23 protein-coding genes are annotated in these 22,027 nt (G+C 71.0%); 9 read left to right on the top strand and 14 right to left on the bottom strand.

Annotation, left to right across the window (positions count from 1 at the left end; all coding sequences use genetic code 11):
* Positions 1-15: 15 nt before the first annotated feature.
* Both aroC and G3573_RS01640 read left to right on the top strand, forming a co-directional pair.
* Positions 16-1,113 carry a chorismate synthase gene (aroC, locus tag G3573_RS01645; protein ID WP_163259108.1) on the top strand — a complete coding sequence of 366 codons (1,098 nt, stop codon included), beginning with the start codon at positions 16-18 and terminating at the stop codon, positions 1,111-1,113.
* A 79-nt stretch (positions 1,114-1,192) separates the two neighbouring features.
* Positions 1,193-1,411: a hypothetical protein gene (locus tag G3573_RS01640; RefSeq protein WP_163259107.1), complete on the top strand. Its 219-nt coding sequence runs from the start codon at positions 1,193-1,195 to the stop codon at positions 1,409-1,411.
* Positions 1,412-1,570: 159 nt separating this feature from the next.
* On the opposite strand, the gene G3573_RS01635 is transcribed toward G3573_RS01640, so the two are convergent.
* Genes G3573_RS01635 through queC form a run of 3 tightly spaced genes read right to left on the bottom strand, consistent with a single transcriptional unit; the run spans position 1,571 to position 3,339 of the window.
* Entirely contained in the window at positions 1,571-1,942 is a 372-nt protein-coding gene (locus G3573_RS01635) for a 6-carboxytetrahydropterin synthase (RefSeq protein ID WP_163259106.1), read from the bottom strand.
* A gap of 36 nt (positions 1,943-1,978) precedes the next feature.
* Entirely contained in the window at positions 1,979-2,614 is a 636-nt protein-coding gene (gene queE, locus G3573_RS01630; RefSeq protein WP_163259105.1) for a 7-carboxy-7-deazaguanine synthase, read from the bottom strand.
* On the bottom strand, positions 2,611-3,339 hold the full coding sequence (queC, locus tag G3573_RS01625) for a 7-cyano-7-deazaguanine synthase QueC (protein WP_163259104.1): 729 nt from the start codon (positions 3,337-3,339) through the stop codon (positions 2,611-2,613). Before queC ends, queE begins: the two co-directional genes overlap by 4 nt.
* Before the next feature lie 53 nt (positions 3,340-3,392).
* On the opposite strand from queC, the gene cutA reads away from it, so the two are divergent.
* A complete protein-coding gene (gene cutA / locus G3573_RS01620; RefSeq protein WP_163259103.1) occupies positions 3,393-3,737 on the top strand; it encodes a divalent-cation tolerance protein CutA in 345 nt (114 codons plus the stop codon).
* Between the two features lie 169 nt (positions 3,738-3,906).
* Positions 3,907-5,547 (top strand): ATP-binding protein, encoded by a 1,641-nt coding sequence (locus tag G3573_RS01615; RefSeq protein ID WP_163259102.1) that lies wholly within the window; start codon positions 3,907-3,909, stop codon positions 5,545-5,547.
* Positions 5,548-5,588: 41 nt separating this feature from the next.
* Here G3573_RS01615 and G3573_RS01610 read toward each other — a convergent pair whose 3' ends face one another.
* Together G3573_RS01610 and G3573_RS01605 are read right to left on the bottom strand one after the other, a co-directional pair.
* Entirely contained in the window at positions 5,589-5,873 is a 285-nt protein-coding gene (locus tag G3573_RS01610) for a hypothetical protein (RefSeq protein ID WP_163259133.1), read from the bottom strand.
* Positions 5,874-5,888: 15 nt separating this feature from the next.
* Complete coding sequence (locus tag G3573_RS01605) at positions 5,889-6,122, bottom strand: helix-turn-helix domain-containing protein (RefSeq protein WP_163259101.1); 234 nt, start codon at positions 6,120-6,122, stop codon at positions 5,889-5,891.
* 224 nt (positions 6,123-6,346) lie between these two features.
* Here G3573_RS01605 and G3573_RS01600 point away from each other — a divergent pair, with 224 nt between their 5' ends.
* The 3 genes from G3573_RS01600 to G3573_RS01590 are packed head-to-tail and all read left to right on the top strand — an operon-like array spanning position 6,347 to position 12,251.
* On the top strand, positions 6,347-7,534 hold the full coding sequence (locus tag G3573_RS01600) for an efflux RND transporter periplasmic adaptor subunit (protein ID WP_163259100.1): 1,188 nt from the start codon (positions 6,347-6,349) through the stop codon (positions 7,532-7,534).
* 20 nt (positions 7,535-7,554) lie between these two features.
* Complete coding sequence (locus G3573_RS01595; protein WP_163259099.1) at positions 7,555-10,842, top strand: multidrug efflux RND transporter permease subunit; 3,288 nt, start codon at positions 7,555-7,557, stop codon at positions 10,840-10,842.
* On the top strand, positions 10,839-12,251 hold the full coding sequence (locus G3573_RS01590; protein ID WP_163259098.1) for an efflux transporter outer membrane subunit: 1,413 nt from the start codon (positions 10,839-10,841) through the stop codon (positions 12,249-12,251). The genes G3573_RS01595 and G3573_RS01590 overlap by 4 nt, the downstream gene beginning before the upstream one ends.
* Before the next feature lie 25 nt (positions 12,252-12,276).
* On the opposite strand, the gene G3573_RS01585 is transcribed toward G3573_RS01590, so the two are convergent.
* The gene (locus G3573_RS01585) at positions 12,277-13,104 is read right to left on the bottom strand and encodes an alpha/beta hydrolase (protein ID WP_163259097.1); all 828 of its coding nucleotides are present in this window, start codon (positions 13,102-13,104) and stop codon (positions 12,277-12,279) included.
* A 50-nt stretch (positions 13,105-13,154) separates the two neighbouring features.
* Here G3573_RS01585 and G3573_RS01580 point away from each other — a divergent pair, with 50 nt between their 5' ends.
* Positions 13,155-13,412 (top strand): Lrp/AsnC ligand binding domain-containing protein, encoded by a 258-nt coding sequence (locus G3573_RS01580; RefSeq protein ID WP_163259096.1) that lies wholly within the window; start codon positions 13,155-13,157, stop codon positions 13,410-13,412.
* Between the two features lie 73 nt (positions 13,413-13,485).
* Positions 13,486-13,860, top strand: coding sequence for an STAS/SEC14 domain-containing protein (locus tag G3573_RS01575; protein ID WP_163259095.1), 375 nt, complete (start codon positions 13,486-13,488; stop codon positions 13,858-13,860).
* 194 nt (positions 13,861-14,054) lie between these two features.
* Here G3573_RS01575 and G3573_RS01570 read toward each other — a convergent pair whose 3' ends face one another.
* The 8 genes from G3573_RS01570 to G3573_RS01535 are packed head-to-tail and all read right to left on the bottom strand — an operon-like array spanning position 14,055 to position 21,999.
* Complete coding sequence (locus G3573_RS01570) at positions 14,055-14,441, bottom strand: RidA family protein (RefSeq protein WP_163259094.1); 387 nt, start codon at positions 14,439-14,441, stop codon at positions 14,055-14,057.
* Positions 14,441-14,863, bottom strand: coding sequence for a thioesterase family protein (locus G3573_RS01565; protein ID WP_163259093.1), 423 nt, complete (start codon positions 14,861-14,863; stop codon positions 14,441-14,443). The genes G3573_RS01570 and G3573_RS01565 overlap by 1 nt, the downstream gene beginning before the upstream one ends.
* The gene (locus G3573_RS01560; RefSeq protein ID WP_163259092.1) at positions 14,860-16,461 is read right to left on the bottom strand and encodes an AMP-binding protein; all 1,602 of its coding nucleotides are present in this window, start codon (positions 16,459-16,461) and stop codon (positions 14,860-14,862) included. Before G3573_RS01560 ends, G3573_RS01565 begins: the two co-directional genes overlap by 4 nt.
* A 13-nt stretch (positions 16,462-16,474) precedes the next feature.
* Complete coding sequence (locus tag G3573_RS01555) at positions 16,475-17,647, bottom strand: acyl-CoA dehydrogenase family protein (protein WP_163259091.1); 1,173 nt, start codon at positions 17,645-17,647, stop codon at positions 16,475-16,477.
* Positions 17,647-18,456: an enoyl-CoA hydratase family protein gene (locus tag G3573_RS01550; RefSeq protein ID WP_163259090.1), complete on the bottom strand. Its 810-nt coding sequence runs from the start codon at positions 18,454-18,456 to the stop codon at positions 17,647-17,649. Before G3573_RS01550 ends, G3573_RS01555 begins: the two co-directional genes overlap by 1 nt.
* Complete coding sequence (locus G3573_RS01545; RefSeq protein ID WP_163259089.1) at positions 18,453-18,953, bottom strand: MarR family transcriptional regulator; 501 nt, start codon at positions 18,951-18,953, stop codon at positions 18,453-18,455. Before G3573_RS01545 ends, G3573_RS01550 begins: the two co-directional genes overlap by 4 nt.
* Positions 18,953-19,723, bottom strand: coding sequence for an SDR family NAD(P)-dependent oxidoreductase (locus G3573_RS01540; RefSeq protein WP_163259088.1), 771 nt, complete (start codon positions 19,721-19,723; stop codon positions 18,953-18,955). Before G3573_RS01540 ends, G3573_RS01545 begins: the two co-directional genes overlap by 1 nt.
* A complete protein-coding gene (locus tag G3573_RS01535) occupies positions 19,720-21,999 on the bottom strand; it encodes a bifunctional salicylyl-CoA 5-hydroxylase/oxidoreductase (protein WP_163259087.1) in 2,280 nt (759 codons plus the stop codon). Before G3573_RS01535 ends, G3573_RS01540 begins: the two co-directional genes overlap by 4 nt.
* Between the last annotated feature and the right edge of the window lie 28 nt (positions 22,000-22,027).

The following is a 22,027-nucleotide window of genomic DNA, read 5'->3' as shown; positions in this document are numbered from 1 at the left end:
GCTAACGGTCGTCCCATGTCGCACAACACCTTCGGCCACCTTTTCCGCGTCACCACCTGGGGCGAGAGCCACGGCCCGGCGCTGGGCTGCGTGGTCGACGGCTGCCCGCCGGGGCTGGCGCTCACCGAAGCCGACCTGCAGGTCGAGCTGGATCGGCGCAAGCCCGGCACCAGCCGCTTCGTCACCCAGCGGCGTGAGCCGGACGCCGCGCGCATCCTCTCGGGCGTGCACGAAGGGCTCACCACCGGCACGCCGATCTCGATCCTGATCGAGAACGTCGACCAGCGCTCCAAGGACTACGGCGACATCTCCCGCCAGTTCAGGCCCGGCCACGCCGACTACGCCTATTTCGCCAAGTACGGCGTGCGCGATCCGCGCGGCGGCGGGCGCTCCTCCGCCCGCGAGACGGCCGCCCGCGTGGCCGCCGGGGCGGTGGCGCGCAAGGTGCTGGGCGCGGCGGTCCAGATCCGCGCCGCCGTCGTCCAGGTCGGCCCGCACAGAATCGACCGCAGCCGCTGGGACTGGGCCGAGACGTCGCAAAACCCGTTCTTCTCGCCGGACGCCGGCGTGGTGGAGGCCTGGGAGGCCTTCCTCGACGAGACCCGCAAGCGCGGCTCCTCGGCCGGCGCCGTCGTCGAGGTGGTGGCCGAGGGCGTGCCGGCCGGCTGGGGCGCGCCGCTCTACGGCAAGCTGGACGCCGAACTGGCCGCGGCCCTGATGTCGATCAACGCCGCCAAGGGCGTGGAGATCGGCGCCGGCTTCGGCTCGGCCGAGCTGTCGGGCGAAGACAACGCCGACGAGATGCGCGCCGGTCCGACCGGGCCGCTGTTCCTGTCCAACAACGCCGGCGGCGTGCTGGGCGGCATCTCCACCGGCCAGCCGATCGTGGCCCGCGCCGCCTTCAAGCCGACCTCCTCCATCCTCACCCCGCGCCGCTCGATCGACGAGGACGGATCGGAAGTGGAGGTGGTCACCAAGGGCCGCCACGACCCGTGCGTGGGCCTGCGCGCCGCCCCGGTGATGGAGGCGATGACCGCCTGCGTGCTGGCCGACGCCTGGCTGCGCCACCGGGCCCAGACCGGCGGGGCCAGCTTCGTTCCCGGCAAGGTTTAAGCCGCGCGGATCGGCCGCCTTCGAACCTTAACGTTCGGCAGGTAGTCTCTGGTCTGCTCTCGCGCCGGAGGCCCGCCATATGAACCGTCCCCTCGCCCGCCTCCTGCTCGCCGCCGCCCTGATCGGCGGAGGCCTGAGCCTGCAGGGCTGCCTGGTCGGCACGGCCGTCAAGGTCGCCGGCGACGTCGTGGTCACCGGCGTCAAGGTGACCGGCGCGGTCGTCGAGACCGGCATCGACGTGGTCACGCCGGGATCTGACAAGGACAAGAAGGACAAGAAGAAAAAGGGCGACGACTGAGCGTCGTAGATCTCCCCCCGAGCGGAGCGCTGGGGGGAGCAGGCGGCGTCAGCCGCCGTGGGGGGCTCCAGCGGAGCGCGCGGCTTCCGTCGCGCCCAGACGAGCCCCCTCCACCACGCTTCGCGTGGTCCCCCTCCCCCAGAGGGGGAGGATCTAAGCTCAGAGGTTGAGCGCGCAGCTCTCGCCGATGGTCGGGCGCGACAGCACCACCCGGCACAGGCCCGGGAAGCGCGGCTTCAGGCGCTCGGCGAAATACAGGCACAGGTGCTCAAGGCTCGGCACCTCCAGCCCCGGCTTCTCGTTGAGCAGGCCGTGGTCCAGCTCGCCGGCCACCGCGCGCAGCTCGGCGTCCAGCTCGCCGAGGTCGGCGACGAAGCCCATCACGCCCTGGGCCGGGCCGCGCACCGTCGCCTCGACCTTGAACGAGTGACCGTGCAGCCGCCGGTACGGGCTCTCTTCAGGCCCGTTCGGGAAATGGTGGGCCGCGTCGAAGTGGGCGGCCTTGGTGATCTCGAAAAGCGGCTCGGTCATAACTTCAAGTCTGAGGGCCCGCGTGCGCGCCGGCGCTCACGGAACTCCGATGTATTTGTGGGTCTGCACGCTTAAACGCCACCGCGGGTGTGCGAGGCAATAGGCGACGGCCGCGTGCGTGTTCGCGTCGCGGTCCGGGCCGTCCATCGGCTGCAGGTAGAAGCGCTCAAAATCCAGCCCCTCGAAGCGGGCCGGATCGACGCCCTTCTGCGGGAAAACCAGCTTCAGCTCCTGGCCCGAGGTCTGGGCCAGGGCCGCGTCGGCCTTGGGACTGACGCAGATCCAGTCGATGCCCGCCGGCGCCTTCAGCGTGCCGTTGGACTCCACCGCGATCTCGAAGCCCTTGGCGTGCAGGGCGTCGATCAGCGGCGCATCCAGTTGCAGCAAGGGCTCGCCGCCGGTGCAGACCACCAGCTTCGGCTCGCCGTCCGGCCCCAGCCACTTGGCGGCGACCGCGTCGGCCGCGGCCTCGGCCGTCGCGAACTTGCCGCCGCCCTCGCCGTCCGTGCCGACGAAATCCGTGTCGCAGAAGGTGCAGACCGCGGTCGCCCGGTCCTGCTCGCGCCCGCTCCACAGGTTGCAGCCCGCGAAACGCAGGAACACCGCCGGCCGGCCGGCCTGGCCGCCCTCGCCCTGGACGGTCAGGAACATCTCCTTGACGGTGTAGGTCACGCGCTCACCGCCGCCCATTCGGCATGGCCCTTGGCGCGCAGATCGCACGCCGGGCAGACGCCGCAGCCATAGCCCCAGGCCCGCCGCTCGCCGCGCTCGCCGAGATAGCAGGTGTGGGTGTCTTCCAGCACGAGATCGACCAGGGCACGGCCGCCGAGCGCCTCGGTCAGGGCCCAGGTCTGCGCCTTGGTCAGCCACATCAGCGGGGTCTCGATGCGGAACGGCCGGGCCATGCCCAGCCGCAGCGACTGCTCCATGGCGTCCATCGTGTCTCGCCGGCAGTCCGGATAGCCGGAGAAGTCGGTCTCGCACATGCCGCCGACCAGCACGTCGATCCCCCGCCGGTCGGCGAGCGCCGCGGCGTAGGTCAGGAACACCAGGTTGCGCCCCGGCACGAAGGTCGAGGGCAGGCCGCGTTCGTCCATCTCGATGGCGCGCTCGCGGGTCAGCGCGGACTCCGCCACCTCGCCGAAGCCGCGGATGTCGACGCGGTGGTCGGGGCCGAGCCGCTCGGCCGCCTCCGGCATCACCTGGAGGATGTGGGCGCGCACGGTGTCGCGGGCCTGAAGCTCCACCGAATGGCGCTGGCCGTAGTCGAAGCCGACCGTCTCGACCCGGCCATAGCGCTTCAGCGCCCAGGCCAGACAGACGGTGGAGTCCTGGCCGCCGGAAAACAGGACGAGCGCCGCGGCGGCGGGATCGAATTCAGATGCGTTCAAGGTCATGGGCAGTCGCGGGTCCGCCGTACATATAGGGACGGACCGGAGCGGAAACGGATATGTCGGACGTCGTCCTCCTCTACACCACCTGGCCCGACGCCGAAACGGCCGAGGCCTTCGCGGCCGAAGTCGTGGCCGACCGGCTGGCCGCGTGCGCCAACGTGCTGGGGGCCATACGCTCGGTCTATCGCTGGCAGGGCGCGATCGAGCGCTCGGTCGAGACGCCCATGCTGCTGAAGACCAGCGCCGCGGCGGCCGAGGCGCTGAAGGCGCGCCTGGTCGAGCGTCACCCCTATGAAACGCCCTGCGTGCTGGCCCTGCCGGTCGACCGCGCGCGCTCGCACGCCGGCTTCGTGGACTGGATCCTCGACGAGGCGGTCGGGCCGGGCGAGGACGCCTCCTGAACGGCGAAGATTACAACCACCACACGAATATTTACGCCCGTTCATCCTTTCCGTCGAAAATCAGACGAATTTCCGTGGGAAATCCACCAGTCCGGGCCGCCGACTTAACCACTCTGCAAAAGTGTAGCCGTTAGATCGTCGGGTAATTGGGGAACGGCGGGCGTAGTAGATGCCGACGATCGACACCTTGACGGAGCGGGCGACGCCGATTTCGCCCGAGACGCTCGGCGCGGACGTCTACGCTCGTTTCGAGCGTGAACCCGACACCCTGGTCATCCCCGTCGTCGAAGGCGACCGCCCGGTCGGCCTGGTCGAACGCAACGCCTTCCTCGTGCGCATGTCGGCCCAGTTCGGCCGCGAGCTGTTCGGCAAGCGGGCCATCACCGCCCTGATGGACGTCGAACCCGTGGTGGTGGAGGCGTCGACCGCCATCTCCACCTTCTGCGACGCCATGCTGACCGAGCGCGCCTCGACCCTGATGCGCGGCTTCATCGTCACCGACCAGGGCCGTTACCTGGGCGTCGGCACCGTGCTGTCGCTGCTGCAGGCGACCAGCGCCGCCAGCCGCGCGCGCGCCGACGAACTATCCGAAGTGGTCCGCTCGCTAGGCGAGGCGCAGACCCTGGCCCAGGCCTCGGCCCGGGCGAAAAGCCAGTTCCTGGCGGTGATGAGCCACGAGATCCGCACGCCCATGAACGGCGTGCTGGCCGTCGCCGAACTGCTGCAGCGCCAGCCGCTGGGCCGCGACGCCCAGGCCTACGTGCAGACCATCGTGGACTCCTCGGAGACCCTGCTGCGCATCCTGTCGGACGCGCTGGACCTGTCGCGCGCCGAGGCCGGCGAGCTCGCCTTCTCGCCGCAGCCGACCTTCGTGCGCGAGCTGATGGACGACGTGCAGGCCCTGTGGGCGCCGCGCGCGGCCCAGGACAACGTCTCGCTGCTGGTCAGCTTCGACGGCGACCCGGACCTGGCCGCCAGCTTCGATTCCGCGCGCCTGAAGCAGGTGTTCAACAACCTGATCGGCAACGCCCTGAAGTTCGCCCGCAACGGCGTGGTCGAGGCCAGCCTGCGCGCGGTGGCCGACGGCGCCGACGTGCGTCTGGAGGGCAGCGTCCGCGACAACGGCCCGGGCATTCCCAAGGACAAGCTGGCGACCATCTTCGAGCCCTTCGTCCACGCGCCGGGCCAGCAGTACGGCGGCTCGGGCCTGGGCCTGGCCATCTGCCGCCAGATCGCCGAGACCATGGGCGGCCGCATCTGGGCCGACTCCAACCCGGGCCGCGGCTCGACCTTCGCCTTCGAAGCCCGCGCGCCGCTGGCGCGGCTGGAGCGCGCCGGCGAAAGCAACGTGGCCCAGCTCGAAGAGCTGCAGCTGCAGGCCCAGCCGCACATCCTGATCGTCGACGACAACGCCACCAACCGCGTGGTCGCCCAGGCGCTGTGCGAAATGTTCGGCTGCACCTCCGAGTGCGCCGAGGACGGCCTGGAGGCCGTGGAAGCGGTGAAGAGCCGCCGCTTCGACCTGGTGCTGATGGACATCAAGATGCCGCGCATGGACGGCGTCCAGGCGACCAAGACCATCCGCGCCCTGACCGGCCCGGAAAGCGAAGTGCCGATCATTGCGCTGACCGCCAACGCCGATCCGGACGACGCCAAGCACTACACCTCGATCGGCATGGCCTGCGTGGTCGAAAAGCCGATCAAGCCGGAGCGCCTGCGCGCGGCCATGAACCTGGCCCTGGCGGGCGAGGCGGAAGCCGAAGCGGAAGTCGAAGAGACCGGCCGCGGCCGCCGAGCCGCCGTCGGCTGATCCGTTCCTTCGAGCCCTCCGGGCTCGGTTGATCTGACGCCCTATTCTTCCAGCGGACGCTCGACCAGCGCCTGAATGTCGCGGGCGAAGCGGTCGCAGAAAGCCTGCGTCTGCTCGGGCGTGCACGGCGCGGCGGTGGTCATCATGGCGCGCGTCACCGCCACCCCCATGACGTAGGCGAAGATCAGCCGCGCCTGCGTCTGGTGCTCGGGGCCGCCCAGCCATTCGGTCAGGGGCGCGACGAAGCGCTGCTCGACCGACTCGCGAAGCATGTCCGACGCCTTCGGCGACGAGGCCGAGTGCAGGCAGATCAGCAGCGCCTCCAGGCCTTCCGGCCCCTTCTAGTCGAGGGCGACGGCGCGCGCCACCCGCTCGCCGATGTCGGCCCGGTCGCCGACGAACAGCTCCTTCGGGTCGTGCGAGGCGGCCAAGACTGCGGCGAACAGCCCCTCCTTGCCGCCGAAGTAGCGGACGATCAGGGCCGGATCGACGCCGGCCGCCGCGCCCACGTCGCGCATGCCGACCTGCTCGTAGCTGTCGCGCGCGAACAGTCGGCGCGCGGCCGCCAGGATCAAGGCGCGGGTCTCGGTGGAGTTGCGCGCACGCGCAGGCGGACAAAGCGGTTTCACGTCGTCCGGTTTACCATTGTCAACACCGGTTGACAAACGTGGCGCGACTCGGCAATTGATACGTCACCAACCGTTGACTTAGCTCGCCCACGCCCCGCCGCCCCCCTCCCCCGGGTCCCCATCGGCGCCGCGTCGGGCGAGCTTCCCTTTGAAAATACAGGACTTCGCTGATGCGACGGCTCCCCACGCTCGCCTGCGCGCTGCTCGCCGCCACGGCCCTTTCCGCTTGCGGCGCCAAGAAGGCGGACGGACCGCCGGCCGGCGGCATGGCCCCGCCGGTCTCCGTGGCCGCTCCCCTCATGCAGGACGTGGTGGACTGGGACGACTATGTCGGCCGCTTCGAAGCGGTGCAGCGCGTCGAGGTGCGCCCGCGCGTGTCGGGCTATCTGCAGCAGATCCACTTCCGCGACGGCCAGTTCGTGAAGAAGGGCCAGCTGCTGTTCAGCCTGGACGCCCGGCCCTTCCAGGCCCAGCTCGCCGCCGCCAAGGCCGAGGAGGCCCGCGCCCGCGCCGGCCTGACGCTCGCCCGCGCCGAACTTGAGCGCGCCCGCCGCCTGCTCGACGCCAAGGCGGTGTCGCAGCAGGAGGTCGACCAGAAGCAGGCCGCCGTCGCCCAGAGCGAAGCCGGCCTCGCCGCCGCCCAGGCCGCCGTGCAGTCGCGCGCGCTCGACGTCGAATTCACCCGCGTGGTGGCCCCGGTGTCCGGCCGCGTGTCCGATCGCCGCGTCGACGCCGGCAACCTGGTCGCCACCACCGGCGAGCCGCTGACCACCGTGGTCTCGACCGAGCCGATCCACTTCACCTTCGAGGCGTCCGAAGCCCTGCTGCTGAAGTATCAGCGCCAGAGCCGCGCCGCCCAGGCCGCGCCCGTGCGCATCCGTCTGCAGGACGAAGGCGACTACCGCTGGAGCGGCCAGCTCGACTTCTCCGACAACGCGCTGGACGCCAGCTCCGGCACGGTGCGGCTGCGCGCGGTCGTGAACAACCCCGGCGGCTTCATCAAGCCGGGCATGTTCGGCCACGCCAAGCTGCAGGGCTCGGGCGCCTACCAGGCCATGCTGATCCCCGACGCGGCGGTCGTCACCGACGGCCCGCGCAAGGTGGCCCTGGTGGTCGGTCCGGACGGCACGGTCGCGGCCAAGCCGCTGAAGCTGGGCCCGCTCAGCTCGGGCGGCCTGCGCGTCGTGCGCGGCGGTCTGGCCCCGAACGACAAGGTGATCGTCGACGGCGTGCAGCGCGCCCGCCCCGGCCAGAAGGTCACGCCAAAGCCCACCACGGTGAAGGCCGACGCCAAGACCGACGCGCCCCTGCCGGTCGCCTCGGTCGCCCCGGCCGCCTCCGCCACGCCCGCCCTCTGATCTGAGGCGAACGGACAATCATGCGTCTCTCACGGTTCTTCATCGACCGGCCGATCTTCGCGGCGGTGATCGCGGTGTTCATCACCCTGATCGGCGCCTTCGCCTATCCGCTGCTGCCGCTGGCGCAGTATCCGGAGATCGCGCCGCCCACCATCGCCATCCGCGCCGCCTATCCGGGCGCCTCGGCCGAGACCCTGGCCGAGACCGTCGCCGCGCCCCTGGAGCAGGAGATCAACGGGGTCGAGGGCATGCTCTACATGTCCTCGTCCTCGACCTCCGACGGCACGGCCCAGGTCACCGTCACCTTCAAGCCGGGCACCGACCTCGACGCCGCCCAGGTGCTGGTCCAGAACCGCGTCGCCTTGGCCGAACCGCGCCTGCCCGAGCAGGTGCGCCAGATCGGCGTGACGGTGAACAAGCAGTCCACCGGCTTCCTGATGATCGTGGCCCTGAAGTCCAAGGACCCGGGCCTCGACGTCGACTATGTCGGCAACTACGCCAACTCGGTCCTGCGTGACCGCCTGCTGCGCCTGGACGGCGTGGGCGGGGTCAACGTGTTCGGCGGCGGCAACTACGCCATGCGGGTCTGGATCGACCCGAACAAGGCGGCCGCCCACGACCTGACCGCCCCCGAGATCGTCACCGCGCTCCGCGGCCAGAACGTGCAGGTCGCCGCCGGCGCCATCGGCCAGCCGCCCTTCGCCACCAACGCCGCGGCCTTCCAGCTGCCGGTGCAGGTCGAAGGCCGCCTGAGCGACCCGCGCCAGTTCGAAGACGTCGTCGTGAAAACCGACGCGCAGGGTCGAGTGACCCGCGTGCGCGACATCGGCCGGGTCGAGCTGGGCTCGCAGGACTACGGCATCCGCGCCTACTTCGGCGGCGAGCGGGGCGTGGCCCTGGCCGTCGTCCAGCAGCCGGGCTCCAACGCGCTCGCCACCGCCGACCGCGTGCTGAAGAGCATGGAAGAGGCCAAGGGCTCGTTCCCGCCCGGCCTCGAATACTCCATCCCCTACAACCCGACCGAATACGTCGCCGCCTCGGTGGAGTCGGTGCAGCACACCCTGCTGGAAGCCGTGCTTCTGGTCGTACTCGTGGTCGTGGTCTTCCTGCAGTCCTGGCGGGCGGCGGTGATCCCGATCCTGGCCATTCCGGTGGCCCTGGTCGGCTCCTTCGCCGTGCTGCTGGGCCTCGGCTTCTCGCTGAACTCGCTGTCCCTGTTCGCCCTGGTGCTGGCTGTCGGCATCGTCGTCGACGACGCCATCGTGGTGGTCGAGAACGTCGAGCGGAACATGCGCGAGGGGCTCACCCCGCGCGAGGCCGCGCGGCGCACCATGGACGAAGTGTCCGGCGCCCTGGTCGCCATCGGCCTGGTGCTGACCGCCGTGTTCGTGCCCAGCGCCTTCCTGCCGGGCGTGCCGGGGATCTTCTACCGCCAGTTCGCGGTGACCATCTCGGCCGCCTCGATCTTCTCGCTGCTGGTGTCGCTGACCCTGTCGCCGGCGCTGGCCGCCCTGCTGCTGAAGCCGCACGCGGACCACGGCCTCGACCACGGCCCGCGCTGGCTGAAGCCGCTGCGGATCGCGGCGCACAAGTTCAACGCCGGCTTCGACTGGCTGTCGGACCGCTACGGCCGCATGACCGCGCGACTGGTGCGCACCGGCGCCATGGTGCTGATCGTCTACGTCGGCCTGCTGGCCCTGACCGGCTGGCGGCTGGCCGCCACCCCGACCGGCTTCATCCCGGAGCAGGACCAGGGCGTGCTGATCGGCGTCGTGCAGCTGCCGCCCGGCTCGTCGCTGGAACGCACCGACGCGGTGCTGCAGCAGGCCGTGTCGCTGGTCCGCCAGACGCCCGGCGTGAAGGAAGCCTCGGTGTTCGCCGGTCTCGACGGCGCCAGCTTCTCCATGCAGTCCAACGCCGGCACCATGTTCGTGAAGCTGGACGACTTCGCCAATCGCGAAAAGGCGGAGCTGACGGCGAACGCCCTGTCCCAGGCCCTGAGCCAGAAGCTCGGCTCGATCGAGGCCGCCAACATCATGGTCATCGCTCCGCCCGCGGTCCCCGGCCTCGGCAACGGCGGCGGCTTCAAGATGATGGTCCAGGACCGTTCCGGCGCCGGCTACCGCGCGCTGGAGGGGGCGACCATGGACATGATGATGTCGGCCCAGGGCGTGAAGGACGTCCAGCAGGTCTTCACCCTGTTCAACACCGGCTCGCCGCGCATCACCGCCGACGTCGACCGCGACAAGGCGCAACTGCTGGGCGTGCAGCCCGGCCAGGTGTTCGACACGCTGGGCGTCTACCTGGGCTCGTCCTACGTCAACGACTTCAACCTGCTGGGCCGCACCTTCCGGGTGACCGCCCAGGCCGAGCCGGCCTTCCGCGACGACATCTCCGACATCGCCTCGCTCAAGGTGCGCTCCAACTCCGGCGGTATGGTCCCGCTGGGCTCGGTGGCGACCCTGAAGGACGATAGCGGCCCCTCGCGCGTGGTCCGCTACAACCTGTTCCCGGCCGCCGAACTGCAAGGCTCCGCCGCGCCGGGCGTGTCCAGCGGCCAGGCCCTGAAGTCCATGGAAGAGCTGGCCGCCCAGCGCCTGCCCGACGGCATGAGCTACGAGTGGACCGACCTGGCCCTGCAGGAGAAGCAGGCCGGCTCCGGCTCCGCCCTGGTGTTCCTGCTGGCGGTGGTGTTCGTCTTCCTCGTCCTGGCCGCCCAGTACGAGAGCCTGACCCTGCCGCTGGCGGTCATCCTGATCGTGCCGATGTGCATCCTGGCGGCCATGATCGGCGTGAACCTGCGCGGGATGGACAACAACATCCTGACCCAGATCGGCCTGATCGTGCTGGTCGCCCTGGCCGCCAAGAACGCCATCCTGATCGTGGAGTTCGCCAAGCAGGCCGAGGAGGATCAGGGCCAGGACCGGTTCGACGCCGCCATCAGCGCCGCGCGCACCCGCCTGCGTCCGATCCTGATGACCTCGATCGCCTTCATCCTGGGGGTGCTGCCGCTGGCCATCGCCACCGGCCCCGGCGCGGAGATGCGTCAGGCGCTCGGCACCGCGGTGTTCTTCGGGATGATCGGGGTGACCCTGTTCGGCCTGGTGTTCACGCCGGTCTTCTACGTGGTCTGCCGCAAGCTGGCCGGCCTGCTGCCCAAGAAGGCGGCGAAGGAGCGCGAGATCCCCTCGGCCTTCGGCGAGGCGGTGCACGCCCCGTACGAGCCCGAAGACCTCTCGCCGACCGCCGACAACGACGAACCCGACTACGAACTGCGCATGACCAAGGAAGGACGGATCGCCCGATGAGCCGCCCCCTCTTCGCCCTCGTCTCCGCCTCCGTCCTGGCCCTGGGCGCCTGCGCGGTCGGCCCCGACCACAAGGCCCCGGTCACCCCGATCAGCGCCCAGGGCGCCTTCGTCAGCGCGGCCCAGGGGCCGTACTCGGCGGAAGCCCCTCGGGACGACTGGTGGCGGCTGTTCCAGAGCCCGGCGCTGGACGGCCTGATCGCCGAGGCCCTGCAGAAGAACAAGGACCTGGAGATCGCCGCGGCCAACCTGGCCCGGGTGCGCGCCGTGCTCGGCGAGAGCCGCGCCGCGCGCCTGCCCTCCACCACCCTGTCGGCTTCGGGGAACTGGGGCCGGACGGCGGCCACCACCACCGGCGCGCCCGCGCCGCTGGACGAGGTGGAGACCTACGGCACGGGCCTGGACGTCTCCTACGAGGTCGACCTGTTCGGCCGCGTGCGTCGCTCGATCGAGGCGGCCCGCGCCGACGCCGACGCGGCTGAGGCGGCGCTGGACGTCACCCGCGTCAGCGTCGCGGCCGAGACCGCCCGCGCCTTCGCCGACGCCTGCTCGGCCAACGCCCAGATCGCGGTGGCCAAGCGTACGCTGGAGCTGCAGCAGGAGACCTACGACCTGACCGAACGCCAACTGGCGGCCGGCAAGGGCACGGGCCTCGACGTCGCCCGCGCCCGCACCCAGCTGGAGAGCGCGCGCGCCACCCTGCCGCCGCTGAACAGCCAGCGCGACGCAGCCCTGTTCCGCCTGGCGGTGCTGACCGGCAAGCCGCCGGCCGAGGTCCCGGCCGGCGTGGCCGACTGCGCCCAGGCGCCGAAGGTGGCCAGCATCCTTCCCGTCGGCGACGGGGCCAGCCTGCTGCGCCGCCGCCCCGACGTGCGCCAGGCCGAACGCCAGCTGGCCGCGGCCTCGGCCCGGGTCGGCGTGGCGACCGCCTCGCTCTATCCCAGCGTCGTGCTGGGGGGCTCGGTCGGCGGCGTCGCGCCGGGCGTGAGCGACCTGAACGACGACCGCGCCCTGCACTTCAGCGCCGGGCCGCTGATCTCCTGGAGCTTCCCGAACGTGACGGTCGCGCGCTCGCGGATCGCCCAGGCCCAGGCCGGGACCGACATGGCGCTGGCGCAGTTCGACAAGACGGTGCTGACCGCGCTGGAAGAAGTCGAAGGCGCCCTGACCCGCTACGCCGATGAACTGGAACGCCACGCCGCGCTGCAGACCGCCCGCGACCAGTCGGCCGAAGCCACCCGCCTGGCCCGCCTGCGCTATGAAGAAGGCGCCGACAGCTTCCTGTCGGTGCTGGACGCCCAGCGCAGCCTGGCGGTGCTGGAGGCCGAACTGGCCCGCAGCGACGCGGAGCTGACCAACCAGCAGATCGCTCTGTTCAAGGCGCTGGGTGGGGGTTGGGCGCGGACCTGACCCTCTCCCCTTGCGGGGGCGGGGCTCAGTGCGCAGCCAGCTCCGCCACCCGCGCCACCATGGCCGAGTCCGGCTCCGCCAGGCCTGCGATGACGGTGAAGTGGTTCGCGCCCTCGATCGCCTCGTAGCGGGTGGTCACGCCTTGCCCGCTCCAGCGCTCGGCCATGCGGCGGCTCTGGCGCAGGTACTCGCCGCTCTCCGCCCCGCCGACAACGGCGTCCAGGCGGCTGCCGGCCGGCGGCGTCCAGTGCAGCGGGCTGAGCCGGCTCGCCTCGGCCGCGTCCAGGCCGAGCGCCCGGTTGATCGAGGTCGGCACCAGCGGGTTCAGGTCGAACAGGCCGGAGATGGCGTAGGCGGCGTTCACCGGCCGCACCGGCGTGCCCAGCTCCGCCCAGTCGGTGGCCAGCAGGCAGGCCGACAGGTGCCCGCCGGCCGAGTGCCCCGCCGCCACGAACGAGCGGGCGGTGTGGGCGGCCAGGGCCTGGCCCGCGGCGCGCATCTGCTCGACGATCCGGCCGACGCCGACGTTCGGGCACAGGTCGTAGCTCGGCACGGCGACCCCGATCCCGCGCGCGTTCAGGCCGCGCGCCATGTGGCTGAACCAGGAGCGGTCCAGCGCCTGCCAGTAGCCGCCGTGGATGAACAGGACAGTCGGCCCCTCGCCGGCCTCGAACAGGTCCATGACCTCGCGCTTGCCGGGGCCGTAACGCAGCTCCACCGGCGCATGCTGATCGCGATAGGCGGCCGCGTCGGCGGCCCAGCCCTGCATGATCCCGGGGTGCTCGGGCACACGGGCGCGGTTGTTGTATTCGGCCTCGAGATCCAGGTCGGCGAGCGGATCGGCTTGGTGCATGGCGAGCCTTGCGCTAGGGGTGCCCCGCACGACCGGGAGAACCACACGTCATGATGACGGCCATCTTCGTCTTCATCAAATGCGAGCTGGGCAAGGCCAACGACGTGGCGGCCGACATGGTCGACAACGTCGAGAACGTGTCGGAGGTCTATTCGACCTCGGGCCAGTACGACCTGCTAGCCAAGTTCCACCTAGCCAAGGACGAGGACATCGGCACCTTCGTGACCAAGAAGGTCCAGACCCGCCCGCACATCCGCGACACCTTCACGGTCATCACCTTCTCGCCCTTCCTGCCGGGCAAGGGCTGACCTACGCGTTTTTCCGGAGATGCGGCCGCGCCGCGCGTGGCCGTAGGGTGAGCTCCACTTTCGGAGACCCCGGATGATCGAGATCCTGCCCGCCCCCGACCACGTGGCCGCCTACCGGCTGAGCGGCGAGCTCACCGGCGAGGACTACGACAAGGTCGTCGCCGACCTCGAGGCGCGCCTGAGCCGCCACGACAAACTGGGCGTCTATGTCGACATGGTCGACTTCACCGACATGACCGCCGAGGCCCTGATCAAGGACCTGCGCTACGCCTTCAGCAAGTTCGGCGAGCTGAAGCGCTTCCCGCGCGAGGCGGTGGTCACCGACCGCGGCTGGGTTAAGGCCCTGGTCGGCCTGGTCGACCCGATCTACCGCCACACCGAGATCCGCACCTTCGCGCCAGACGAGCGCGAGGCGGCCCTGGCCTGGGCGCAGGCCATCCCGGCCTGAGCTGGCCTCTCCTCCCCTGCGCAGCGGGGGAGGGGGACCATGCGAAGCATGGTGGAGGGGGCGAACCGCAACCGCACCCTCTAGGATTTTCGTCGAACAAGGGATGGCCCCGCCGTGCGCCGGCCCGCCCCCTCCACCGCCCTTCGGGCGGTCCCCCTCCCCCGTTCCGCTGCGCTCCACAGGGGAGGAGACGTTCACACCACCGCCGTCGTCTCGATCTCCAGTCTGGCCGCGTCCTCGACCAATCCCTTCACCTCGACCACGGCCATGGCCGGATAGTTCGCGCCCATCAGCTCGCGCCAGGCGGCGCCGACCTCGCGCAGGGCGGCCAGGTATTCGCGCTTGTCGACCACGTACCAGGTCATGCGCACGACATGCTCGGGACCCGCGCCGCCGGCCTTCAGGACGGCCAGGGTGTTGAGCAGGGTCTGGCGGAACTGGCCGGCGAAGTCGGCCGCCTCGAACACGCCCTCCGGCGTCCAGCCTATCTGGCCGGCGACGAAGATCATCTTGCCCTCGGCGGCGACGCCGTTGGCGTAGCCCTTCGGCCGCGGCCAGCCTTCGGGAAGCAGGGTCTGCATCAGGCGGTCTCCAGGGCGAGGAAGGGCGCCATGGCGGCGCGCAGGTCGTCCGGCCAAGGGGTGGGCTTCATGGTCGCTTGCTCGACGAAGACGATGGTCTGCTTCACGTCCAGCCGCAGTTCGTCGCCGCAGCGCACCTGGACACGCAGGCCGCAGGACGCGCGGCCCAGGCTTTCGATCGCCAGCGCGAACTCCAGCACGTCCTCCATGCGCGAGGCCTTGCGGAAGTCGACCTCGAAGCGCGCGGTCGGCACGCTGAAGCCCTCTTGCAGGTGCAGGGCCCGGAACGGCCGGCCCAGTTCCTGGCCGAACCAGTCCTCGACCACCCGGTTCAGCATCTCGAAATAGCGCGGGTAGAAGACGATGCCGGCGGCGTCGCAATCGCCGAAGCGGATGGGGATCTGGACGGTGAAGGCGTTCATGCGGTCTCACGCAACTTGAAGCGCTGCAGTTTCCCGGTCTGGGTCTTGGGCAGCTCGCGGACGAACTCGACCGCGCGCGGGTACTTGTAGGGGGCGATGGCGCCTTTGACGAAGGCCTGCAGTTCGGCCGCCAGTTCCGGGCCCGGTTCGGCGCCGGGGTGCAGCACGACATAGGCCTTGCAGATCTGGCCGCGCTCCTCGTCCGGCACGCCGATGACGGCGCACTCGGCCACCTTCGGGTGCTGCAGCAGCGCGTTCTCCACCTCGGCGGCGGCGATGTTGTAGCCGGAGGACACGATCATGTCGTCGGCCCGCCCGACGAACCAGAACCAGCCGTCCTCGTCCTGGCGGTAGACGTCGCCGGTCAGGTTCCAGCCGTTCGCGACGTAGACCTTCTGCCGCTCGTCGGCGAGGTAGCGGCAGCCCGTCGGGCCGCGCACGGCGAGGCGCCCCGTGCTTCCCAGCGGCAGCGGCCGGCCGGCTTCGTCCAGCACGCGCGCTTCGTAGCCCGGCACCGGCCGGCCGGTCGCGCCGGGGCGAATGTCGTCGCCGGCGGCGGAGATGAAGATGTGGATCATCTCGGTCGAGCCGATGCCGTCGATGATCCGCACGCCGGTCGCCTCGAACCAGGCGTCGGAGGTGGCCGCCGGCAGGGCCTCGCCAGCCGAGACGCACTTCTTCAGCGACTTCAGGTGCCAGCCGTTCTTCAGCTTCAGCAGGGCGCGATAGCCGGTGGGCGCGGTGAACAGGGTGGTCACCCCGTGCCGGTCGATGGTCTCGGCCAAAGCGTCGAAGCCGGGCTTCTCCGTCAGCGCGATGGTCGCGCCCGCCGCAATCGGAAAGATCACCACCCCGCCCAGGCCGAAGGTGAAGGCCATCGGCGGCGTGCCGCAGAACACCTCGTCCGGCTGAGGCTTGAGCACATGACGCGAGAAGGTGTCGGCCATGGCCAGCACGTCGCGATGGAAGTGCACGCAGCCCTTCGGCTTGCCCGTCGTGCCGGAGGTGAAGGCGACCAGCACCGGGTCGTCCGACGCGGTGTCGACATTGGCGAAGTCGGCGGGCTTGGACGCGGCGCGTGCCTCCAGCTCGCCGCCGTCGAAATAGACGACCTGCTCCAGGCCGGTCTGCGCCTTCGCCCCTTCGACCGCTTCGGCCAGGGCGGCGTGGGCGATGGCGAGCGTCACCTTGGCCTTGTCGATCACGGTCGACAGCTCGCCGGCCCGCAGCATGGGCATGGTGGCGACCACCACCCCGCCAGCCTTCACGATCCCGAACCAGGCGGCGACCGCCCAGGCGCAGTTGGGCGCATGCAGCAGCACCCGCCCGCCCGGGACCAGGCCCATGTCCTCGACCAGCACGCGGGCGATCTGGTTGGCGTGGGCCAGCAGCTGGGCGTAGCTCCACGCCTGGTCGCCCCAGACCACCGCGGCCTTGTCACTGAGCCCGGCCGCGACCGCGCGGTCGAGCAGGCCCCCGGCGTTCAGCCGCGGCGGATAGTTGAGCTCCGGCAGGTCGAAGCGGAACTGGGGAAGCTGGTCGGGCGGGGGCAGATGGTCCCGGACGAAGGTGTCGACGTGCGCCGTGTACTCGTCCATGGCCTCGTCCTCCTCAGGCCCGCCCGGCCCAGGCGGCGAGCGCCTGGCGGGCGATGACGATTTTCTGCACCTCGGAGGCGCCCTCGTAGATCCGCAGCGCCCGGATCTCGCGGTAGAGCCGCTCGACCGGATGCCCGGCCATGACGCCCATGCCGCCGTGCAGCTGGACGGCGGCGTCGATCGCCTTCTGGGCCGTCTCGGTGGCCTGAAGCTTGGCCATGGCGGCCTCGCGCGTGACCCGCGCCGCCCCGGAGTCCTTGGCCCAGGCCGCGCGGTAGATCAGGAGCGCGGAGGTGTCGATGTCGAGGGCCATGTCGGCCAGGCTGGCCTGAACCAGCTGCAGGTCGGCCATCGGCGCGCCGAACAGCTCGCGCTTGGAGGTGCGCGCCAGCGCCTCGTCGAAGGCCCGGCGCGCGAAGCCAAGGGCCGCGGCGCCGACCGTCGAGCGGAACACGTCCAGCGTCGCCATGGCCAGCCGGAAGCCCTCGCCCGGGGCGCCGATCAGCCGGTCCTTCGGCACCCGGCAGCCGTCGAAGCGCAGGGTGGCCAGCGGGTGCGGGGCGATCAGCGGAATGCGCTCGACCACGCTGAAGCCGGGCGTGTCGGCGTCGACGATGAAGGCCGACAGGCCCTTGGCCCCGGGCGCCTCGCCGGTGCGGGCGAACACCACGTAGAAGTCGGCCAGGCCGCCGTTGGAGATCCAGGTCTTGGTCCCGTCCAGCACGAACGCGTCGCCGTCGTCGCGCGCGGTCATGGCCAGGGCGGCGACGTCCGAGCCGGCCTCCGGTTCGGACAGCGCGAAGGCGGCGATCTTCTCGCCCCGCGCCACGGCCGGCAGGTAGGCGGCCTTCTGCGCGTCGGTCCCGAACAGGCTGATGGGTCCCGAGCCCAGGCCCTGCATGGCGAAGACGAAGTCGGCCAGGCCCGAGCGGCGCGAAAGCGTCTCGCGCGTCAGGCACAGCGTGCGCACGTCCAGCGGACGGCCTTCGCCCGGCACGGCGTTTTGCAGCCAGCCGCCGGCGGCCAGACGGCCGAGGATCTCGCGGCAGGCGTGGTCGAGGTCGGCCTCGGCGTGGTCGCCCTCCAGCGGCGCGATCTGCGCGTCCGCGAAGGCGTCCAGCTTGTCGGCGTAGGCGCGGTGGCGGTCCTCGAAGAACGGCCAGGCGAGGAAGCTGCGGTCGGCCATCAGTCGCCCTCGAACACCGGCTCGCGCTTGGCCGCGAAGGCCTCGTAAGCGCGGCGGAAGTCGTTGGTCTGCATGCAGATGGCCTGGGCCTGGGCCTCGGCCTCGATGGCCGCGTCCAGGCTCATGTCCCACTCCAGGTTCAACTGGTTCTTGGTCATGCCGTGGGCGAAGGTCGGCCCCGCGGCTAGGCTCCGCGCCAGCGCCTGCGCCTCGGCCAGCACCGCGTCGGACTCGACCAGGCGGTTGAAGAAGCCCCAGCGCTCCCCCTCCTCCGCGTTCATCACCCGGCCGGTGAACAGCAGGTCGCTGGCCCGGCCCTGGCCGATGATGCGGGGCAGGATGGCGCAGGCGCCCATGTCGCAGCCGGCCAGGCCCACGCGGGTGAACAGGAAGGCGGTCTTGGTCTTCGGCGTGCCGATGCGCAGGTCCGAGGCCATGGCCATGATCGCCCCGGCCCCGACGCAGATGCCGTCGATGGCGGCGACGATCGGCTGCGGACAGCCGCGCATCGCCTTCACCAGGTCGCCGGTCATGCGGGTGAAGCGCAGCAGCTCAGGCATGCGCATCTGCGTCAACGGCCCGATGATCTCGTGCACGTCGCCGCCCGACGAGAAGTTGCCGCCGGCGCCGGTCACCACCAGCGCCTTGCAGTCGTCGGCGTAGACCAGATTGCGGAACAGGTCGCGCAGCTCGGCATACGACTCGAAGGTCAGCGGGTTCTTCCGCTCCGGCCGGTTCAGGGTGATGGTCCCGACCCCGTCCTGGAAGCTCCAGAGGAAGTGTTCAGCCTTGTAGTCGGCGGCCTTCATCCGGCGAGCTCCTCGGGGGTGGTGCGTTGCAGCGACCGCTTGGTGCGGTCCAGCAGGATCATCAACTGTTCAGCCTCGCTGTCGGCCAGATCGGCGAACAGGGCCTCGATCCAGCCCTCGTGGGCCCGGGCCATGGCGGCGAAGCGGTCGCGCCCCAGCGCGGTCAGGCGCACGCGCCGCACGCGCCGGTCGGCGCTGTCCAGCGTCTCGATCAGGCCGTCGGCCTTCAGCCCGGAGGCCAGGCCCGTGACCGCGCCGTTGGTGACCAGCAGCATGCGCGAGACCTCGCCCAGCGGCAGGCCCTCCGGCCCGGCCCGGTCCAGCGCCGACAGGAAGTCGAAGCGCGGCAGGGTCGTCTCGAAGTCGTCGCGGAAGCGCGCCGCGATGCGACGCTCCACCATCGACGCGCAGGTCAGAAGGCGCAGCCAGACCCGCAGCGAGCGCTTGCCGTCGGGCGCGCCGCCCAGCTTGTCGGGAAGGCTGAGGGCCGGCTCCATCAGCCGACCTCGCCGCCGGCGACCGGGATGGCCGCGCCGTTCACCGCCGCGCTTTCCGGCAGGCACAGCCAGGCCGCCGCCGACGCCACCTCGGCGGGCTCGACCAGCCGGCCCTGCGGGTTGCTCGCCGCCAGCGCGGCCTTGGCGGCCTCGGGCTCGCGGCCGGTCTTGGCGGAGATGGCCTCGACCGCGCGGCCGACCAGATCGGTGTCGGTGAAGCCGGGGCAGACCGCGTTCACGGTCACGCCGCTCTTGGCCACTTCCAGCGCCAGCGCGCGGGTCAGGCCGACCAGGCCGTGCTTGGCCGCGACATAAGCCGACACATAGGGATAGCCCTTCAGGCCGGCGGTCGAGGCGACGTTGACGATCCGGCCCCAGCCGGCCGCCTGCATGCCCGGCAGCGCCGCCTGCGAACACAGGAAGGCGCCGGTCAGGTTGACCGCCATCACCTCGTCCCAGGTCTCGCGCGAGGTCTTGGCGAAGGGCGCGGAGGGCGCCGCGCCGGCGTTGTTGACCAGAATGGACACCGGCCCGAACCGCTCGGCCGCCGCGGCGAAGGCGTGGCTGACAGCGTTGTCGTCCGTAACGTCGCACACCGCTGCGAAGGCGTTGGGCATGCGCGCATGCTGGCGCTCCAGCCTGGCGAGGTCGCGCCCAAACAGGCTGACCGACGCCCCCAACGCCGACAGCCGCTCCGCCACGGCGGCCCCGATCCCGCCGCCCCCGCCGGTGATCACCGCGTGCCGGTTCTTCAACGGTTGCTGGCTCATGAGGCCCCCCGCGTCAGGTTGCGCTTCAACTGGGCGTGGCCGGCGGCGTACTGCACCGGCGGCTTCAGCCCGTCGAAGCCGAGCTCGGCGGCCGCGCGCAGACTCCACGCGGGATCGGCCAGGTGCGGCCGGGCCAGCGCGCACAGGTCGGCGCGGCCGGCGGCCAGGATGCTGTTGACGTGGTCGGCCTCGAAGATGTTTCCGACCGCCATGGTGCGCACCCCGCCCTCGTTGCGGATGCGGTCGGCGAACGGGGTCTGGAACATGCGCCCGTAGACCGGCTTGGCCTCCGGCCAGGTCTGGCCGCAGGAGACGTCGATCAGGTCGGCGCCGGCTTCGGCGAAGGCCTTGGCGATGGCCACCGAGTCTTCGTTGGTCAGGCCCTCGTCGACCCAGTCGGTGGCCGAGACGCGCACCGACATCGGCTTGTCGGCCGGCCACACGGCGCGCATGGCCTCGAACACCTCCAGCGGGAAGCGCAGGCGGTTCTCGACCGGGCCGCCGTACTCGTCCGTGCGCCGGTTCGACAGCGGGGTCAGGAAGGACGACAGCAGATAGCCGTGGGCGCAGTGCAGCTCCACCATGTCGAAGCCGGCCTGCTGGGCCATTTCGGTCGCGCGCACGAAGTCGGCCTTCACCCGGTCCATGTCGGCGCGGGTCATCTCGCGCGGGACCTGGTTGTGCGCCGACCAGGGGATCGGCGAGGCCGCGATCAGTTCCCAGTTCCCCTCGGCCAGCGGCAGGTCGTCGGCGCCGCCTTCCCACGGCACCTGCACCGAGCCCTTGCGGCCGGCGTGGCTGAGCTGGAGGACGATCTTGGCGTCGGAACTGGCGTGGACGAAGTCGACGATGCGCTTCCAGGCCGGGACGTGCTCGGGCGCGTACATGCCGGTGCAGCCGGGCGTGATCCGCCCGTCGGCCGAGACGTCGGTCATCTCGGTGAACACCAGGCCCGCCCCGCCCATGGCGCGCGCGCCCAGGTGCACCAGGTGGAAGTCGTTCGGCGCGCCGTCGACCGCCGAGTACATGCACATCGGCGAGACCACGACGCGGTTCTTCACCTCCATGTCGCGCAGGCGTAGCGGCGCGAACATCGGCGGCGTCGGGCGCGCCGGCGGCGTTCCGGTGGCGTGCTCGGCGAACCAGCGCTCCACCCCTTCCAGGTAGCCACGGTCGCGCACGCGCAGGTTCTCGTGGCTGACCCGCTGGCTGCGGGTCAGCAGGGCGTAGGCGAATTGCTCGGGGGCGAGCGCGGTGTAGCGCTCCAGGTGCTCGAACCATTCGGTCGAGTTGCGGGCCGCGCTCTGCAGCTTGAACACCTCGACTTCGCGCTCGGCCTGGTAGGCGTCGAGCTTCTGGTCCAGCCCGCCCGGCCCCTGCAGCACCTCGGCCAGCTTGATGGCGTCCTCCAAGGCCAGCTTGGTGCCGGAGCCGATGGAGAAGTGGGCGGTGTGGGCGGCGTCGCCCATCAGCACGACCTTGCCGTCGCGCCAGGTCTTGCACAGCACGCGCGGGAAGTTCAGCCAGGCCGAGCCGCGCAGGTGGCGCGCGTTGGACATCAGGGGCTGCCCGTCCAGCCAGCGGGCGAAAATCCGCTCGCCCGCCCGGCAGGTCTCGTCCTGGTCCATCCGGTCGAATCCCAGGCCCCGCCAGGTCTCTTCCGAGCACTCCATGATGAAGGTCGAGGCGCCGTCCTCGAAACGGTAGGCGTGCGCCCAGATCCAACCGGCTTCCGTCTCTTCGAAGATGAAGGTGAAGGCGTCGAACGCCTTGTGCGTGCCCAGCCAGACGAACTTGTTGGCCCGCACCTCGACGTCCGCCCCGAACACGTCCGGCTTGGCGTTGCGCACCTTGCTGTTCAGGCCGTCGGCGGCGACCACCAGGTCGCAGTCGGCGAATTGGGTGAGGTCAGGACCGACGTCGGTCTCGAACTTCAACTCCACGCCCAGTTCGCGGGCGCGGTCCTGCAGCAGGTTGAGCAGCCGCTTGCGCCCGATCCCCGAGAAGCCGTGGCCCGACGAGGTGACCTTGGCCCCGCGGTAGAAGACGTCGATGTCGTCCCAGTGGGCCAGCGCGTCGGCGATCGACCGGGCGCTGACCGGATCGTTGGCCAGCAGGTTCTCGAGCGTCTGGTCGGAGAACACCACGCCCCAGCCGAAGGTGTCGTCCGGCCGGTTGCGCTCGTAGACGGCGACCGCGCAACCGGGGTCGCGCAGCTTCATCGAGATCGCGAAATAGAGGCCGGCGGGACCTCCGCCGAGGCAGGCGATCTTCATCCGTGGCTCCGACGAGCGGGGAGATAGT

It is taken from the genome of Caulobacter sp. 17J65-9, assembly GCF_010975005.1.
GTDB lineage: Bacteria > Pseudomonadota > Alphaproteobacteria > Caulobacterales > Caulobacteraceae > 17J80-11.
Note: the sequence above shows the minus strand (reverse complement) of the source record. Positions and strands in the feature narration are given on the sequence as shown.

Excerpts from the sequence above, each read along its gene's own strand:
- aroC (WP_163259108.1), top strand. The coding sequence starts at position 16 with ATGTCGCACAACACCTTCGGCCACCTTTTCCGCGTCACCACCTGGGGC.
- G3573_RS01545 (WP_163259089.1), bottom strand. The coding sequence starts at position 18,953 with ATGGAGCCGGCCCTCAGCCTTCCCGACAAGCTGGGCGGCGCGCCCGAC.
- G3573_RS01590 (WP_163259098.1), top strand. The coding sequence starts at position 10,839 with ATGAGCCGCCCCCTCTTCGCCCTCGTCTCCGCCTCCGTCCTGGCCCTG.
- G3573_RS01570 (WP_163259094.1), bottom strand. The coding sequence starts at position 14,441 with ATGCAGACCCTGCTTCCCGAAGGCTGGCCGCGGCCGAAGGGCTACGCC.
- G3573_RS01555 (WP_163259091.1), bottom strand. The coding sequence starts at position 17,647 with ATGGCCGACCGCAGCTTCCTCGCCTGGCCGTTCTTCGAGGACCGCCAC.
- G3573_RS01640 (WP_163259107.1), top strand. The coding sequence starts at position 1,193 with ATGAACCGTCCCCTCGCCCGCCTCCTGCTCGCCGCCGCCCTGATCGGC.
- G3573_RS01540 (WP_163259088.1), bottom strand. The coding sequence starts at position 19,723 with ATGAGCCAGCAACCGTTGAAGAACCGGCACGCGGTGATCACCGGCGGG.
- G3573_RS01560 (WP_163259092.1), bottom strand. The coding sequence starts at position 16,461 with ATGGACGAGTACACGGCGCACGTCGACACCTTCGTCCGGGACCATCTG.
- G3573_RS01600 (WP_163259100.1), top strand. The coding sequence starts at position 6,347 with ATGCGACGGCTCCCCACGCTCGCCTGCGCGCTGCTCGCCGCCACGGCC.
- G3573_RS01535 (WP_163259087.1), bottom strand. The coding sequence starts at position 21,999 with ATGAAGATCGCCTGCCTCGGCGGAGGTCCCGCCGGCCTCTATTTCGCG.
- G3573_RS01635 (WP_163259106.1), bottom strand. The coding sequence starts at position 1,942 with ATGACCGAGCCGCTTTTCGAGATCACCAAGGCCGCCCACTTCGACGCG.
- G3573_RS01550 (WP_163259090.1), bottom strand. The coding sequence starts at position 18,456 with ATGAAGGCCGCCGACTACAAGGCTGAACACTTCCTCTGGAGCTTCCAG.
- G3573_RS01565 (WP_163259093.1), bottom strand. The coding sequence starts at position 14,863 with ATGAACGCCTTCACCGTCCAGATCCCCATCCGCTTCGGCGATTGCGAC.
- G3573_RS01580 (WP_163259096.1), top strand. The coding sequence starts at position 13,155 with ATGATGACGGCCATCTTCGTCTTCATCAAATGCGAGCTGGGCAAGGCC.
- cutA (WP_163259103.1), top strand. The coding sequence starts at position 3,393 with ATGTCGGACGTCGTCCTCCTCTACACCACCTGGCCCGACGCCGAAACG.
- G3573_RS01615 (WP_163259102.1), top strand. The coding sequence starts at position 3,907 with ATGCCGACGATCGACACCTTGACGGAGCGGGCGACGCCGATTTCGCCC.
- G3573_RS01585 (WP_163259097.1), bottom strand. The coding sequence starts at position 13,104 with ATGCACCAAGCCGATCCGCTCGCCGACCTGGATCTCGAGGCCGAATAC.
- G3573_RS01575 (WP_163259095.1), top strand. The coding sequence starts at position 13,486 with ATGATCGAGATCCTGCCCGCCCCCGACCACGTGGCCGCCTACCGGCTG.
- G3573_RS01595 (WP_163259099.1), top strand. The coding sequence starts at position 7,555 with ATGCGTCTCTCACGGTTCTTCATCGACCGGCCGATCTTCGCGGCGGTG.
- queC (WP_163259104.1), bottom strand. The coding sequence starts at position 3,339 with ATGACCTTGAACGCATCTGAATTCGATCCCGCCGCCGCGGCGCTCGTC.